Below are 16,123 nucleotides of genomic sequence, written 5' to 3'. Positions count from 1 at the left end.
CCTATCTATCCAGATCGTCCTCGGTATCGGGAGCTGCCAGTTCATCGATCACATTATGGAAATCGACGGCCTTGCTGAAATTGCGATAGACCGATGCAAACCGGATATAGGCAATATCATCCACCCCCTTCAGCGCATCCATCGCCAGACGACCGATCTCGTCGGATGTCACCTCCGCCTCCCCCGAGCTTTCAAGCTGGCGAACAATTCCGGAAATCGCACGTTCGATACGCTCGCTGTCGACTTCGCGCTTGCGCAGCGCCACTTCGATGGAGCGGGTCAGCTTGTCACGGTCGAAAGGCACACGGCGTCCGCTTTTCTTCACGACCATCAGGTCGCGAAGCTGGACACGTTCGAATGTGGTGAAGCGCCCGCCGCAAACCGAGCAGACACGACGCCTGCGAATGACCGCACCATCCTCCGCAGGACGGGAATCCTTCACTTGCGTATCTTCAGATTGGCAATAGGGACAACGCATGGAACTCTTTCACTCACTCTTCGAAGACTGATTCCTACAGATCATAGCTGATCTGCGCCAATCAACCTACCGAATGCGACACACCGGGTATGACGGGCAAAAAAGCCCCGCTCAACAGGGTTGAACGGGGCTTTTGAAATTCAGGCGATCAGGTTTACCCCTGATAGCCATACATCGGGAAACGGTCAGTCAGAGCGACGACCTTATCCTTCACAGCCTGTTCGACGGCGGCATTGCCTTCATCGGAATTAGCGACCTTCAAACCGTCGAGAACTTCGGCAATCAGCGAGCCGATTTCCTTGAATTCGGTTACGCCGAAACCGCGCGTGGTGCCGGCTGGCGTGCCGAGACGAACGCCGGAGGTGACAAACGGCTTTTCAGGGTCGAACGGAATACCGTTCTTGTTGCAGGTGATGTTGGCGCGACCGAGAGCGGCTTCCGCACGCTTGCCGGTTGCGTTCTTAGGACGCAGATCAACCAGCATCAGATGGTTATCGGTGCCGCCGGAAACAATATCGAGGCCATGCGACTTCAGTTCTTCCGAAAGTGCACGCGCATTGTCAACGACGTTTTTGGCATAGAGCTTGAATTCTGGCTTCAGCGCTTCACCGAAGGCAACAGCCTTACCGGCGATAACATGCATGAGCGGACCGCCCTGAAGACCGGGGAACACAGCCGAGTTGATCTTCTTGGCAATGTCCGCATCGTTGGTCAGAATCATGCCGCCACGCGGGCCGCGCAGAGACTTGTGCGTCGTCGTCGTGCAGACATGGGCATGCGGGATCGGCGACGGATGCTGGCCACCGGCAACCAGACCGGCAATATGCGCCATATCGACCATGAGATAAGCGCCAACTTCATCGGCGATCTCGCGGAAACGCTTCCAGTCCCAGATGCGCGAATAAGCGGTGCCGCCAGCGAGAATCAACTTCGGCTTGTTTTCGCGGGCAAGGCGAGCCACTTCGTCCATATCGAGCAGATGGTCGTCCTGACGGACGCCATAGGACACGACATTAAACCACTTGCCAGACATGTTGACCGGCGAACCATGCGTCAGGTGACCACCCGAATTGAGATCGAGACCCATGAAGGTGTCGCCCGGCTGCAGCAGAGCCAGGAACACGGCCTGATTCATCTGGCTACCGGAATTCGGCTGAACATTGGCGAATTCGCAGCCGAAGAGCTTCTTGGCGCGTTCGATTGCCAGTTCTTCCACCACGTCCACATACTGGCAGCCACCATAATAGCGCTTGCCCGGATATCCTTCGGCATATTTGTTGGTGAGGATGGAGCCCTGCGCTTCGAGAACAGCCCGCGAAACGATGTTTTCCGAGGCGATCAGCTCGATTTCATGGCGCTGACGACCGAGTTCGTTGCGAATTGCACCGAAAATTTCGGAATCGATGTCCTCGAGGCTTGCATTGAAGAAAGCGTCGGAAAACGCATTCTTGGCGGCGGCGTTGGCTTGAGACATTTTCACACCCTCCGGGTCAGCCGGTAAAAGCTATTGGATGAGGCGCATTATCACACTTGAATGCCCAAGGCCAATGGCCGCAAAGCGAAAAGCATGTTCCAAAATGCGGCAAACCGATTTGATATCGGTTTAACAACTAAAAAAGCCGCTCCGAATATTCGAGGCGGCTCTTTTTCAGTCGGAAATATCGAAAAATCAGGTGTCTGTACCAAGCGCCAGCGAGGCTGCGCCGTCCATCTTGTAAATGTCGTCGCGGAACTGCACGACACCGTCACCCGTCGACCAGGCCGAAATATACACGAAGTGCAGCGGCACGGGATCGGCGACCTGAATAGGCGTGTTGTTGCCCGTACGGATCGTTTCTTCGATGTTCTGGCGATCCCAGCCAGCGGTGTTCTTCAAGAGCCAGACGTCCAGATCGCGAACATTCTGCACGCGCACGCAGCCCGACGAGTCGAAACGCATGAGCTTGTTGAAATAGCTCTTCTGCGGCGTGTCGTGCATATAGACGGCATACTGGTTGTGGAAGTTGATCTTGGTCGAGGACATGGCGTTGATCTTGCCCGGGTCCTGACGGAACATCAGCTTCACGGCGTCGTCCGTGTTCCAGTCGATGCTTTCCGGCGGAACTTCCTGACCGGCCTGATTGTAGAGCCGGATCTTGTTCTTCGCCAGATATTGCGGGTCCTTCCGCATCAGCGGAATGATGTCCTTCTGGATGATGGACTTCGGCGCCGTCCAGTAAGGATTGAGAATGACTTCATGAATCTTCGAATTAAGGATTGGCGTCTGGCGGTCGATCTTGCCCACAACGGCGGTGTGGCGCTGCATGACGCTGCCATTTTCAACGGCTTCAATCCGCGCAGCCGGGATATTCACCATCACGAAACGCTGTTCCTGCATACCGGCGCTGACCAGCGGCGAAAGACGCTGCAAGTTGGTCTGGAGCTGGCCGAGGCGCGTATTCACGTCTACATTCATCGCGGCATAGGTGAACTGGCCCATCACGCCGTCTGCCGGCAGACCATGACGCGACTGGAAGCGCTTCACTGCGGCATCAACATAGGTGTCGAAGGCGTTGGAAAGACCAGCGCCCTGCGGCAGATCGCCAGAGACCATGAGGCGCTTGCGCAGATACTGGACCGACTGGTCATTCACGCCAAGCTGAAGCTTTGCATTGCCCGGAACGGTCGGCCAACCGCCGCGACCGGCAATATCGCTATATTGTGCAATGGCATTTTGAAGATTGCCGACAGTCTGCTGGCTCAGAACTGGCTGGTTGGTCGCAACCTTCTGGCCGCCTGTCGCGCGCGCATCGAACTGGTCATCCCAGTTACCGCGCCGCGGCGACGCGAGCACATCGTTAAAAGCCTGCTGTGCAAAGGACGACGTCGCAAAAGCCGAGGCTGCCACGGAAAGGCCAGCTGTTGCAGCACCGCGCAGGAAGCGGCGGCGGTCCACTTTGAAAGCTTCGGCATTCTTGTCAGTTTTGGTCATTTGCTTGGTCCCAAAAAGGCGCGCCGCTCATCGGTCAATGTCGGCGGCAGTCGTCCGAGAATATCAGCAACAGTGTTTCAAGGCGATAGCCGACCCGCAACCATATGCGCGCCCGCTTATATCTCCCGACCTGTTGGAAGATGGCACATTCTTGCCCGTACAGTCTTGAGGACTGCTTATGTCGGTTTTTATGGCTTAATCATGTCGCGCGGCCCAGTTTGCAAGCCACGCGCGTCAAGATCGAAGCATAATTGCCCATCCGCCTCAGTAAATGCCGGTCCGTTGTGTCCGTTCTGCAACAAACGCGCCCGAAGGCCGGTCCATTTATCAGAGACGGTAAGCGATGCTGTCGTTCCAGAAGCGGTCGAGACGCTGCAAGGACTTGTTCATCGCCATGAATTCTTCAACCTGAATTCCGCCGACCTGTTCGATGGACAGGACGTGACGTTCGTAAAGTGCTGCAACCTGATTGGCGATCTCATTGCCCTTGTCGGTCAGGCTGACGCGCACCGAACGGCGGTCGACACGCGAACGCTGGTGATGAATGAAGCCCATTTCGACGAGCTTCTTGAGGTTGTAGGAAACATTCGAGCCGAGATAGTAACCGCGTGAGCGCAGTTCACCGGCGGTCAGTTCCGAATTACCAATGTTGAAAAGCAGCAGTGCCTGCGTTGCGTTGATGTCGAGCTGACCGTTGCGGTCGAATTCGTCCTTCACAACATCAAGCAGACGGCGGTGCAGACGCTCCACTAGTTGAAGGGCTTCCAGATACAGGCTGCGGAGTGCGGCTTCCGGAGCATAGAGCGGAGCGTCGATTTTGCGCTGAGCATTCATCATTGTCTTTGCCTCTCTGTCGGAGCCGCATTCGGGAAATCCAAGATGCCGCTCTCTTCCTGTTTTATGCAGCGATGTTTCTCGCTGTTCTGAGAGGACTTTAGGCGAGATGCATAAAATTCGACTTAAAAGTCAGACTTAACAGTAGCTTACCAAGGGGAATGCAAATTCAGGCTTAATGTTTACTTACCTGCGCCCGCGATCAGACCGGAATGCTGGCCTTTGCCTGCCGCCGTTTTTCCAGCGCCAGCAGGACGCGGAACACGATATAAACGAGGATGCAGACGGCGTTGAACGTGACCGTCAACGGCCTGCTTTCAAAGTTCCGTTCAAAGACCGAATAGATGCTGATCTCGCCGATTGCGGCCACGAACCAAAGCACGGGCCCCCAGGTTGCCCGCATCCAGAGACCCGTTGCGGCAACCGGCATTAATACCGCCAGCGCGACCACGGCGGTCTGCCACATCCATGGCATCAGATCGAACCGCCAGAGCAATCCCGGATGAATGCCGATGAGCCGCACCCAATAGAAAACGCCGCTTGCAAGCGCAGTCAGCGCCAGCAATCGAATGAACCATGTAAATGTCCATTCCAGGCCGCTCGGTTGCGTGTGCTGGCGCAACTCATCCATATGCATCAGCAATTCCTCATGAGAACGTCAGTTCCTTTTCGCCAAGATTGACGAAATAGGCGTTCACCTGTTCCGGCTTCACGTCCTCGATGGAAGCCGGTTGCCAGGATGGCGCGCCATCCTTGTCGATCAGAAGTGCCCGCACGCCTTCATAAAAGTCGTGCGCTTCCAGCATGCGGCTGGCAATGCGATATTCCATGCGCATGCAATCATCGAGATCGAGCGGGCGACCATCGGCGATCTGCCGGAAGGTCACCGCCACGCTGGTCGGCGACCGCGTTGCGATCACGTTCAGAATATCCGTCGCCGGTTTGCTGCCCGAAGCTGCGGCCTTGTCCAGCAGGTTCATGCAATCGGCAAGCGTCGCGCCGGAAAAGCATTCTTTGATCACATTCCGCGCTTCTGCCGGGGTTTCGAAATCGGGATACTGGCTGCGGGTCAATGCAGCGTCGATATCGGCCGTCGCGATGAGGTCCTCGCGCACGTCATTGAGATCGCTGGCTGCAACCGCATGGGTGGCAATTCCGCTCTGGAGGCAATCACCCCAGCGAATACGATTGCCCGTCAAGGCGAGATAATAGCCGAAATTGTCGTGGAGATGCGGCAGGAACGCGCTTCCTCCAACATCGGGAAAGAAACCGATTCCGGTTTCCGGCATGGCGAACATGGTGTTTTCGGTCACGATGCGATGCGAGCCGTGCACCGAAATGCCAGCGCCGCCACCCATGATGATGCCGTTGATCAGCGAGATATAAGGCTTGGGGAAACGGCCAATGCGGGCATTGAGCCGATATTCATCGCGGAAAAATTCGTAAGCGGGCGTTCCCTCGCGGCCAGACTTGTAGGCAGCCACCACATCGCCGCCAGCGCAGAATGCCCGGCCCTCGCCTTCCAGAATCACGCAGGCGACTTCGGGATCGTTTTCCCAGGCCTGCAATGCGCGGTCGAGCGCCAGAATCATCTTGTGCGTCAGCGCGTTGAGCGCTGCGGTCCGGGTCAGCCTTACCAGACCGGCTTTTCCCTTGCGTTCGAAGCCGATTTCGTCGCCACCGCCAAAGTCAATCTGCATATCTTGTCTCCCGTTCCCCCAAATGGGTAGAAAGTGAGACGCCCCGCGTCAATCCCACACAGGCGAGAGTGGGCCAATCTTCTTGGTTTCACCACTTTTCCCGTGATAAACGGTGCGCATCCGAAGTCAGCCCTTTGATTGCATTTGCATCGCGGCTTCCATTCTCGGGAATAATTCAATGAGCGACCGTCAATCCAAATATCTCCCCCCTCATATCGGCAGGCATGTCGATGACGTAACCGGCAGCCGCCGTTTGCGCCGTATGCGCAAGGCCGACTGGTCGCGCAGGCTGGTGCAGGAAACGCAGCTGACGGTGGACGATCTGATTCTGCCATTCTTCCTCACCTATGGAAACGGCGTTTCCGAACCTGTGGAAGCCATGCCGGGTGTGGAGCGCTATTCGGTTGATATGGCGGTGCGCATGGCAGAGAAAGCCGCTAAGCTTGGCATTCCAGCCATTGCCCCCTTCCCGCGCGAAAAGGCCGAAGTGAAGACGGATGACGGCGCCTTTGTCGCCAGCCCCGACAATCTGATCAATCGTGCAGTGCGGGCAATCAAGAAGGAAGTGCCGGAAATCGGCATCATTACCGACGCCGCGCTCGATCCGTTCACCACACATGGCCATGACGGCATTTTGCGCGATGGCGAAATCGTCAACGACGAATCCGTCGCGATGGTTGTTCGCGGCGCGCTTTCGCAGGCCGAGGCCGGTGCCGACGTCATCGCCCCGTCCGATATGATGGATGGCCGTATCGGCGCGATACGTCAGGCGCTGGACGAGAACGGCTTTCACCATATTCCGATTATGTCCTATGCGACGAAATTCGCCTCGGCTTTCTACGGCCCTTATCGCGAGGCCATCGGCACGCAGGGCCTGCTGAAAGGCGACAAGAAGACCTATTATATCGACCCGGCCAATCCGGAAGAAGCCGTGCGCGAAGCCGAACAGGATATTGCCGAAGGCGCGGACATGCTGATGGTCAAGCCCGGCCTGCCCTATCTCGACATCATCCATCGCCTGAAAAGCGAATTCCGCCTGCCGACCTATGCCTATCAGGTGTCGGGCGAATATGCGATGATCAAGGCCGCCGGTATCAATGGCTGGATCGACGAGGAAAAAGTGATGATGGAAAGCCTGCTGGCTTTCAAGCGCGCCGGTTGTGACGGTGTCCTCACCTATTTCGCGATCGAGGTCGCGGAAAAGCTGAAACAGCAAAGCTAATAATAGCAGGGTGTCAGTGCTTTCTCTGACACCTTCCTTGAAACGGCCTATTTCATTTACCATGTTGATTGCTGTTCCGCCCGGAAGGCGGAGCGACGCCGGACATGGTTTTTACTCCATGAGTTTTATTCCGGTTGTCTTGTTTAACGACTGGAAGGAAAAATGTCCGACCATATCCTGCACGGCGAGATTATGGCTCCGCGTTACGACAGCCGCGCCTTTTTCGAAGGTGTGCGTACGCGCCGTATCATGGCTTTCCTCATCGACTATCTCATCGTCTTTCTGCTGTGCATTCCGGCTGCAATCGTGATCGCCCTGTTTGGCGTGCTCACACTCGGCATCGGCTGGATGCTCTATGGCATCATGTTCCCTATCGTCGCACTGATCTATGTGTCCCGCACCATGGGTGGCCCGCAGCAGGCGACCAAGGGCATGCAGATGATGAATCTCAAGCTGGTTCGGCTTGAAGGCGGCACGGTGGACCCGATGCTCGCCATCGTTCACTCGGTGCTGTTCTGGGGCCTCAATGTCGTGCTGACGCCGCTGATCCTGCTGGCTACGCTGGTTCTCGACCGCAAGCGCACGGTACACGATCTTTTGCTCGGCACAGCGGTCATCCGCTCGGATCGTTAAGATCGGGGCCTATCAGGCTTAAGTTCAAAAAAATTCAGAGTCGGCTGCGCAAAATGCCACTTGACGTTTTGCGCCGTCGGTTCGATCCTTGTCCAATATCGTGATGGTTTCGGTATTGCCATTTCGTGGATATTGAATGACCCATCAACCGCAACAGTCTCCGCAGTTTTTCTTGACGGCACCCTCGCCCTGTCCGTATCTCGACGGTCAGATGGAGCGCAAAGTGTTTACGCATCTCGTGGGCGACAAGGCCAACGAGATCAACGATCTCCTGACCCAAGGCGGGTTTCGCCGATCCCAGAACATCGCCTACCGCCCGGCCTGCGAGCTTTGTCGCGCCTGCGTTTCCGTGCGCATTCTGGCGGGAGAGTTCGAGATGACGCGCAATATGCGCCGCGTCTGGAGCCAGAATCGCGATCTGGTCGGTCGCGTCCACAAGGCGCAACCCAGCACCGAGCAATATGCGCTGTTTCGCGATTATCTCGACGCGCGCCACCGTTCAGGCGGCATGTCGGACATGACCGTGCTTGATTATGCGATGATGGTTGAAGATACCCATGTCAACACGCAGATCATCGAGTATCGCCGTCGCGGCCCCGACAGTTTTATCGACCCGAAAGGCGATGGCGAGCTGATCGCCGTGGCACTGACCGATGTGATGGCCGACGGCCTTTCCATGGTCTATTCGTTCTTCTCACCGCATATGCATGACCGCTCGCTCGGCACCTATATGATTCTCGATCATATAGAGCGGGCGCGAGCGGCAGGCCTGCCGCATGTCTATCTCGGCTATTGGGTCGAGGGCTCGCGCAAGATGCAGTACAAAATTCGCTTCACACCGCAGGAACATCTCGGCCCTCGCGGTTGGCAGCGGTTTGAGGGGTAACGTCGCGTTTTCTGATCTTGTCGAAGGATCGAAGCGCTGAGGGAAAACGCACAACGTATACCCCTATCCCCTCACCCTTCGAGACGGTTCCCTTCGCTTCGCTCAGGGCACCTCCTCAGGATGAGGGGTGGTGCTATACCTGTCAGAACTTACCCGAACGTGGAAACCCCTTCGGAACAACGCGGCCGGCGGAAGCGCGTGCACCGATCCATTCGATGAGTTCTTCCTTGCTGCGCGTAAAGGTGCGTTCTGCCGAATCCTGCCATGACAGCCCTTCGGCAATTGCAAAAGTGCGGATATCGGACACGCCGCCATCCTTGTATTTTTGCAGGCGCACGCCCTTGCCGCGCGTCATTTCCGGGATTTCCGTCAGCGGGAACACGACCATCTTGCGGTTTTCGCCAACGACCGCAATGTGATCACCCGAAACACGCGTGCAAATTTTGGCCTCGTCCGGTGCCTTCACATTCATCACCTGCTTGCCCTTGCGGGTGTTGGCGACGGCTTCGTTTTCCGGAACGATGAAACCATTGCCTTCATGCGAAACGAGCAGCAGCTTTGCCGACGGATCGTGCACGAAGGCCGTCAGGATATCCTGATCGTTTTCCATATCGACCAGAATGCGGATCGGCTCGCCATGGCCGCGACCGCCCGGAAGCGTATTTGCACCGATGGTGAAGAACTTGCCGCCTGTCGTGAAGAACAGAAGCTTGTCGGTGGTTTCCGCGTGGAAAGCCAGTTTGAGCTTGTCGCCTTCCTTGAAGGAAAGCGTCGAGAAATCGGCCATATGGCCCTTCATCGCGCGCAGCCAGCCCTTTTCCGATACGACGATTGTGACAGGCTCGCGCTCGATCATGGCATTGTGGATGTCTTCAAGATCGTGGGTCGGGGCTTCCGCGAAATTCGTGCGGCGCTTGCCGAGCTTGGTAGCAGGGCCGAATTTCTCGCGCACCGCCTTGATTTCGGTGCTGATCTTCTTCCACTGGCGCGTGCCGGAAGCGAGCAGTCCTTCCAAATCGGTCTTCTCGACGGTCAGAGCGTCGAACTCTTTGCGGATCTCGAATTCTTCGAGCTTGCGCAACGAACGCAGGCGCATATTGAGGATGGACTCGGCCTGAACATCGGTCAGTTCGAAGGCCCGCATCAATTCCTGCTTCGGCTCGTCTTCCTCGCGGATGATGCGGATAACCTCATCCAGATTGAGATAGGCGATCAGAAAGCCGCCGAGGATTTCCAGACGCCGTTCAATCTCGGCCAGACGATATTGCGAGCGGCGAACCAGAACTTCCTTGCGGTGTTCCAACCATTCGCGCAGCACGCCGCCCAGCGAGAGAACATTCGGCACCTTGCCGTGCGACAGCACATTCATGTTGAGCGAAACGCGATTTTCGAGCTCGGTCAGCTTGAACAGCGATTCCATCAGCAGTTCAGGATCGACCGTGCGGTTCTTCGGCTCCAGAACGATGCGGATATCTTCCGCAGATTCATCGCGAATATCGTCGAGCAGCGGCAGCTTCTTGGCCAGCAGCAATTCGGCAATCTTCTCGATCAGGCGCGACTTCTGTACCTGATAGGGAATTTCGGTGACAACGATCACCCAGGTGCCGCGATTGCCCTCTTCCTTTTCCCAGCGCGCGCGAACGCGAAACGCGCCGCGACCGGTGCGATAGGCTTCGACAATATTGCCGTGTTCTTCAACCAGAACACCGCCCGTCGGGAAATCCGGCCCGCGCACCTTGGCTTTCAAAAGTGCAGACGGATCCGTTTTCGCTTCCTGCTCGATTTCCGCATATTGCTCCGGCGAGGTGATGAGTTCTTCCACGCCTGCATCGGGATGGTTGATCAGATAAAGCGCCGAGGAGCACAGCTCCGCCACATTATGCGGCGGAATATTCGTGGCCATGCCAACCGCGATACCCGCCGAGCCATTGGCCAGCAGGTTTGGGAATGCGCCCGGCAGAACGATGGGCTCCTCGTCTTCCTCATTATAGGTCGGACGGAAATCGATGGCGTCCTCGGTGATGCCTTCGAGCAGCAGCGTCGCCACTTCGGTCATGCGCGCTTCGGTGTAACGCATGGCGGCGGCATTATCGCCGTCGATATTGCCGAAATTGCCCTGCCCGTCGACCAGCGGATAACGCACCGCGAAATCCTGCGCCAGTCGCACCAGCGCATCGTAAATCGACGCGTCGCCATGCGGATGGAACTTACCCATCACATCGCCCACGATACGCGCGCATTTCGCATAGGCCTGATCGGGATTGAGACGCAGCAGGCGCATGGCATGCATAATGCGGCGATGCACCGGCTTGAGACCGTCGCGCACGTCCGGCAGCGCACGATGCATGATCGTGGACAGCGCATAAGCGAGGTAACGTTCCTCGAGGGCCGATTTAAGATCGACCTTTTCGATGTGTTCTTCGCCGTCGCCCGGCGGAATCAGACTTTTTCCCATGCTTCTCAGTACCAAGTGCGCGATTCGTCAGCAAGCGTTCAGGAGAACTAAACCAGTACATTACAGTGCGGCTGCGCCAAATAGGACACGCAAAGCGCAAGGCTGCGCTTGAAATCCACTGCATAGTTGCACAAATCCAGATTGGAGTGTGCAACAGAGCGTCAGTCGCAAATCCGCCGCCATTTACACACTATAGAGCAACCGGAAACTAGTTTTCTCGTGCTGCAACCACAGGATTAGCAAATCTGGTTGTTAAATTAGAACATTTGCGCCTATGAATGCCGCACCCAAATCAAGAGATGAGCCAGGAGCTTCGAATGCAGGTTTTCGTCAACATCAAGCCAGCGGCGCGCATTTTTGCTGCAAGCACAGCGCTTTCGCTGATTTTCGGCAGCGCCGCCATGGCTGCGGATGCCAATGCCGTCGCCGAGCGCCTCAAGGCCCTCTACGAAAAGCAGGGCGGTGAACTGAGCTTTGCCAATGTAAAGGCCGACGGTTCGAATATCGTCCTCGAAGGCACCAAGGTCAAACTTGCCACGCTGTCTCCGAAAGACGTGGAAGTCGGCGATGTGACGCTTGAAGATGTTCAGGACGCACAGGATGGCGGATTCACCATCGGACAGGTTGTCGTTCCCGACCTCACGCTCGATAACACCGACGGCAAGAACGATCAGGCCTCCATCAAGGGCATGTCGATGCAGAACCTGCAGATTCCAGCCGAATCCGCCAAGGGTCCGCTCGACAGCATGGTTCTTTACGACAAGATGAAGATCGATGAACTCGCCTTCGGCAAGCCGGGCACGGATGGCGCCACGGTGAAGGGCATCGATGTCTCGCTCGACACGTCGAACAAGGCTGAAAAGATCGGCTACAGCGCCACTGTCGCCAGCATTGACGCCACCTTCGGCAAGGACGGCCAGAACCCGCTTGAGCCGCTGGGCATGAAGAGCCTTCAGGCCGCCGTCAACATGAAGGGCCAGTGGTCGCCGAAGTCGGGCGATGCCACGCTCGATCAGATGGAAGTTGATGCGCAGGACCTCGGCAAGATCAACATTACCGGCAGCCTTGGCGGTTACGATCTGGCCTTTGTCGAAGCCGTGCAGAAGACGCAGGAAGCAATGACCAAGTCGGACGCCGACAAGGACGCCGCCGGTCTTGCCATTCTCGGCCTCGCAGAACAGCTGAACCTCAAGAACCTGACGATCCGCTTTGACGATGCATCGCTGACCGAAAAGCTGCTGACCTATTATGCCAAGCAGCAGGGTTCGGACGCCAAGGCGCTTGGCGAACAGCTGAAGATGATGGTTCCGCTGATGGCCACGCAGCTGAAAAACCCGGATTTCGCCCAGCAGCTGAAAGCGGCATCGGACAAGTATTTCTCCGATCCGAAGTCTCTGACGCTGAGCGCCTCGCCTGACCAGCCGGTCACCTTCGCATCGATCGTTGCAACCGCCTCGCTCGATCCAACGAAGATCATCCAGCTGTTGAAGGTCGGCATCGACGCCAACAACTAAAATCGAAGAAGCCCGGTGAATGCACCGGGCTTTTTTCCGAGATTTGATCCAAAATAAAAAACCCGGCTCAAAGGCCGGGTTTTTTGTTCTCTGAAAAAAAGCTTAGCTCTTCTGAGTCTGGGGAGCCAAACGGATATGAAGATCGCGCAGCTGGGCTGGCGTCACTTCCGAAGGCGCGTTCATCAGAAGATCGAGCGCCTGCTGGTTCATCGGGAACAGCGAGATTTCACGCAGGTTCTTTGCACCGACCAGCAGCATGATGACGCGGTCGATACCGGCAGCCATGCCGCCATGCGGAGGCGCGCCGTACTGGAACGCACGGTAGAGACCGCCGAAACGATCTTCCACATCCTGCTGGCTGAGGCCGACCTTTTCGAAGGCCTTGACCATGACGTCCGGCAGCTGGTTACGGATCGAGCCCGAGGCGATTTCAAAGCCGTTGCAGACGAGATCGTACTGATAGGCCTTGATGGCGAGCGGGTCCTGATTTTCCAGCGCATCCAGACCGCCCTGCGGCATGGAGAACGGGTTGTGCGCGAAGTCGAGCTTCTTGTTGTCTTCGTCCCATTCGTAGAACGGGAAGTCGATGATCCAGGCCAGTTCGAAACGGTCGCGATCCACGAGGTTCAGTTCTTCGCCTGCACGGGTGCGCGCATCGCCAGCGAACTTGTAGAACTTCGACGGTTGGCCAGCCACGAAGAAGCAGGCGTCGCCATCGTCGAGGCCCATCTGCACACGGATTGCTTCGGTGCGTTCCTCGCCAATGTTCTTGGCGATCGGGCCAGCGCCTTCAAGCTTGTCGCCTTCCTTGCGCCAGAAGATATAGCCAAGACCCGGCTGGCCTTCGCTCTGCGCCCAGGAATTCATGCGGTCGCAGAATGCTCTGGAGCCGCCGGTCTTGGCCGGAATGGCCCAGACTTCGACCTTGGGATCATTGGCGATCATGTTCGCGAAGACCTTGAAACCAGAACCCGCGAAATGATCGGTCACAGCCCGCATTTCGATCGGGTTGCGCAGATCCGGCTTGTCGGAACCATAGGTGCGGATCGCGTCGTCATAGGCGATACGGCGGAATTTCTGCGTCACCGGCTTGCCTTCGGCAAATTCTTCGAAAATGCCGCGCATGACCGGTTCCATCGTTTCCCAGATTTCTTCCTGGGTCACGAAGCTCATTTCAAGGTCGAGCTGGTAGAATTCGCCCGGCAGGCGATCAGCGCGCGGGTCTTCGTCGCGGAAGCAAGGCGCAATCTGGAAGTAGCGGTCGAAACCGGCAACCATCAGAAGCTGCTTGTACTGCTGCGGTGCCTGCGGCAGCGCATAGAACTTGCCTTCGTGAATACGACTTGGCACGAGGAAGTCGCGTGCGCCTTCCGGCGACGAGGCCGTCAGGATCGGCGTGGTGAACTCGTTGAAGCCGATTTCGGTCATGCGGCGACGCATCGCGGCAATGATCTTGGTGCGGCTCATGATGTTCTTGTGCAGCGTTTCGCGGCGCAGATCGAGGAAGCGATACTTCAGGCGGATATCTTCCGGATAATCCGGCTCGCCGAAGACAGGCAGCGGCAGTTCCTTGGCTGCGGCCAGAACTTCGATCTCGGTCGCGAAGATTTCAACTTCGCCGGTCGGCAGGTTCGCATTGACCGCATCACCTGCGCGGGCCTTCACTTCACCATCGACGCGGATGACCCACTCGCCGCGAACTGTTTCGGCAACCTTGAAAGCGGGCGAATCGGGATCGGCCACAATCTGGGTAATGCCGTAGTGATCGCGAAGATCGATGAAGAGAATGCCGCCATGGTCACGGACGCGGTGAACCCAGCCGGACAGACGAACGTTCGAACCGACGTCCGTCTTACGGAGGGCTGCGCAGGTATGGCTGCGGTAACGGTGCATGATTTCTGCCTTTTGGTAAGATAAGTCAGTGCAGGCAAAGCGCTGCAAATTCTGGCGGAAAAGCGCATTTTGACCGGGTTTTGTCAAGTCTGCACTCTCTACAAGTGGCGCGGTTCGGACCGCATGACGTAACGTATCGACAAAAAACACGATTTGCACTTGTTATGCTATCGCTTTTGCGCATTCTTTCGGGACAATCAATGTCGCTTTGTCTGAATGCAGCGCGCATTTCCAGACGCAAAACCGCTTCACACTTTTGCTGGAAATGCAGATCTTTATCTTTCGCATTATCCGGCGCAAAACCGCTTCGCACTTTTGCTGGAAATGCTCTAGAAGAAAACCATGCAACTCATTACGACCACAGAGGCCCTTGAAGAGGCCGTATCCGCCCTATCCAAGTCAGATTTCGTCACTGTCGACACGGAGTTCATCCGCGAAACGACGTTCTGGCCGGAATTGTGCCTTATCCAGATGGCTTCGCCGGATCACACCGCGCTGGTGGATGCGCTTGCGCCCGGTCTCGACCTTGCACCCTTCTTCCGCCTGATGGCCGACGAGAAAATCGTCAAGGTTTTCCATGCTGCGCGGCAGGATATCGAAATCGTGTTTCATCTTGGCGATCTCATCCCGTCTCCTGTCTTCGACAGTCAGGTCGCGGCGATGGTCTGCGGCTTCGGCGATGCGATTTCCTACGACCAACTCGTTCAGAAAGTCACCGGCAAGCATCTCGACAAGTCGTCACGCTTCACCGACTGGCGTCGGCGTCCGCTTTCGGACAAGCAACTCGACTATGCGCTGGCCGATGTCACCTATCTGCGCGATATCTATCTCTATCTGAAGGAAGAGCTTCAGAAAGAAGGCCGCAGCGAATGGGTGAACGAGGAAATGGCGGTTCTGACCGCCCGTGAGACCTATGATCTGCATCCGGACGACGCATGGCGGCGCGTGAAGGCCCGCGTGCGCAAGCCGATCGAACTAGCCATCATGCAATCCGTTGCTGCATGGCGCGAGCGGGAAGCGCGCGAACGCAACGTGCCGCGTGGCCGTATCATCAAGGACGACACGATTGCCGAAATCGCGCAGCAGCAGCCGCGTGATGCCGAAGCGCTTGGTCGTCTGCGTTCGATCCCGAAGGGTTGGGAACGCTCGGCACAGGCCGCCGGTCTGGTCGCCGCAATTCAGTCAGCGCTCGCTATCCCTAAAGAAGACCTGCCGAAGCTGCCGAAGCCGTCGCATTCGCCGGAAGGCAGCGCCGCCGCAGCCGATCTTCTGAAGGTTCTGCTGAAGCTGGTGACAGAAGAACACGGCGTTGCCGCCAAGATCGTCGCCAGCTCGGATGATATCGACAAGATTGCAGCCGAAGGCGATGAAGCGAAAGTGCAGGCCTTGCAAGGCTGGCGTCGCGAAGTGTTCGGTCAAAAGGCACTGGACCTGATCGACGGCAAGATCGGCATCAAGTTCGAGAACCGGCGTATTCGGGCGGTGGAATTAGGGGAGTAAGGGAATAAGGCAGTAGGGGAATAGGTGAAAAGGGCTG

General features: G+C 56.9%; 13 protein-coding genes. 5 read left to right on the top strand and 8 right to left on the bottom strand.

The features are described from left to right. Window position 1 precedes the first annotated feature (1 nt). The 6 genes from nrdR to HWD97_RS12640 all read right to left on the bottom strand — a co-directional run bounded on the left by nrdR (window position 2) and on the right by HWD97_RS12640 (window position 5,983). Window positions 2–478: a transcriptional regulator NrdR gene (gene nrdR, locus HWD97_RS12665; protein WP_109368729.1), complete on the bottom strand. Its 477-nt coding sequence runs from the start codon at window positions 476–478 to the stop codon at window positions 2–4. Window positions 479–632: 154 nt separating this feature from the next. Further along, window positions 633–1,952, bottom strand: coding sequence for a serine hydroxymethyltransferase (gene glyA, locus HWD97_RS12660; RefSeq protein ID WP_109368728.1), 1,320 nt, complete (start codon window positions 1,950–1,952; stop codon window positions 633–635). Between the two features lie 195 nt (window positions 1,953–2,147). Continuing rightward, window positions 2,148–3,449, bottom strand: a complete 1,302-nt coding sequence (locus HWD97_RS12655) for a murein L,D-transpeptidase (RefSeq protein ID WP_109368727.1) — start codon at window positions 3,447–3,449, stop codon at window positions 2,148–2,150. A gap of 327 nt (window positions 3,450–3,776) precedes the next feature. Then, window positions 3,777–4,286 carry a transcriptional regulator LdtR gene (gene ldtR, locus HWD97_RS12650; protein WP_078340499.1) on the bottom strand — a complete coding sequence of 170 codons (510 nt, stop codon included), beginning with the start codon at window positions 4,284–4,286 and terminating at the stop codon, window positions 3,777–3,779. 199 nt (window positions 4,287–4,485) lie between these two features. Beyond that, window positions 4,486–4,920, bottom strand: coding sequence for a DUF6163 family protein (locus HWD97_RS12645; protein WP_109368726.1), 435 nt, complete (start codon window positions 4,918–4,920; stop codon window positions 4,486–4,488). Between the two features lie 10 nt (window positions 4,921–4,930). Next, entirely contained in the window at window positions 4,931–5,983 is a 1,053-nt protein-coding gene (locus tag HWD97_RS12640; protein ID WP_109368725.1) for an enoyl-CoA hydratase/isomerase family protein, read from the bottom strand. 178 nt (window positions 5,984–6,161) lie between these two features. Between HWD97_RS12640 and hemB the strand changes: the two genes are divergently transcribed. The 3 genes from hemB (at window position 6,162) to HWD97_RS12625 (ending at window position 8,724) form a co-directional block, all read left to right on the top strand. After that, the gene (gene hemB, locus HWD97_RS12635; protein WP_109368724.1) at window positions 6,162–7,205 is read left to right on the top strand and encodes a porphobilinogen synthase; all 1,044 of its coding nucleotides are present in this window, start codon (window positions 6,162–6,164) and stop codon (window positions 7,203–7,205) included. 162 nt (window positions 7,206–7,367) lie between these two features. Then, on the top strand, window positions 7,368–7,838 hold the full coding sequence (locus tag HWD97_RS12630) for an RDD family protein (RefSeq protein WP_109368723.1): 471 nt from the start codon (window positions 7,368–7,370) through the stop codon (window positions 7,836–7,838). Window positions 7,839–7,974: 136 nt separating this feature from the next. Then, on the top strand, window positions 7,975–8,724 hold the full coding sequence (locus tag HWD97_RS12625; protein ID WP_109368722.1) for an arginyltransferase: 750 nt from the start codon (window positions 7,975–7,977) through the stop codon (window positions 8,722–8,724). A 142-nt stretch (window positions 8,725–8,866) separates the two neighbouring features. Here the strand turns inward: HWD97_RS12625 and parC are convergent, their stop codons facing one another. Beyond that, complete coding sequence (parC, locus tag HWD97_RS12620; RefSeq protein WP_109368721.1) at window positions 8,867–11,179, bottom strand: DNA topoisomerase IV subunit A; 2,313 nt, start codon at window positions 11,177–11,179, stop codon at window positions 8,867–8,869. 317 nt (window positions 11,180–11,496) lie between these two features. Here parC and HWD97_RS12615 point away from each other — a divergent pair, with 317 nt between their 5' ends. Then, window positions 11,497–12,693: a hypothetical protein gene (locus HWD97_RS12615; RefSeq protein WP_109368720.1), complete on the top strand. Its 1,197-nt coding sequence runs from the start codon at window positions 11,497–11,499 to the stop codon at window positions 12,691–12,693. 102 nt (window positions 12,694–12,795) lie between these two features. On the opposite strand, the gene aspS is transcribed toward HWD97_RS12615, so the two are convergent. After that, window positions 12,796–14,586 carry an aspartate--tRNA ligase gene (aspS, locus tag HWD97_RS12610; RefSeq protein ID WP_109368719.1) on the bottom strand — a complete coding sequence of 597 codons (1,791 nt, stop codon included), beginning with the start codon at window positions 14,584–14,586 and terminating at the stop codon, window positions 12,796–12,798. Window positions 14,587–14,928: 342 nt separating this feature from the next. On the opposite strand from aspS, the gene rnd reads away from it, so the two are divergent. Next, window positions 14,929–16,086 carry a ribonuclease D gene (gene rnd, locus HWD97_RS12605; protein ID WP_109368718.1) on the top strand — a complete coding sequence of 386 codons (1,158 nt, stop codon included), beginning with the start codon at window positions 14,929–14,931 and terminating at the stop codon, window positions 16,084–16,086. Window positions 16,087–16,123 lie beyond the last annotated feature (37 nt).

The sequence above is a fragment of the Ochrobactrum sp. C6C9 genome (assembly GCF_022627935.1).
Classification (GTDB): Bacteria; Pseudomonadota; Alphaproteobacteria; order Rhizobiales; family Rhizobiaceae; genus Brucella; species Brucella teleogrylli.
This window is presented reverse-complemented; position numbering and strand designations above follow the sequence as displayed.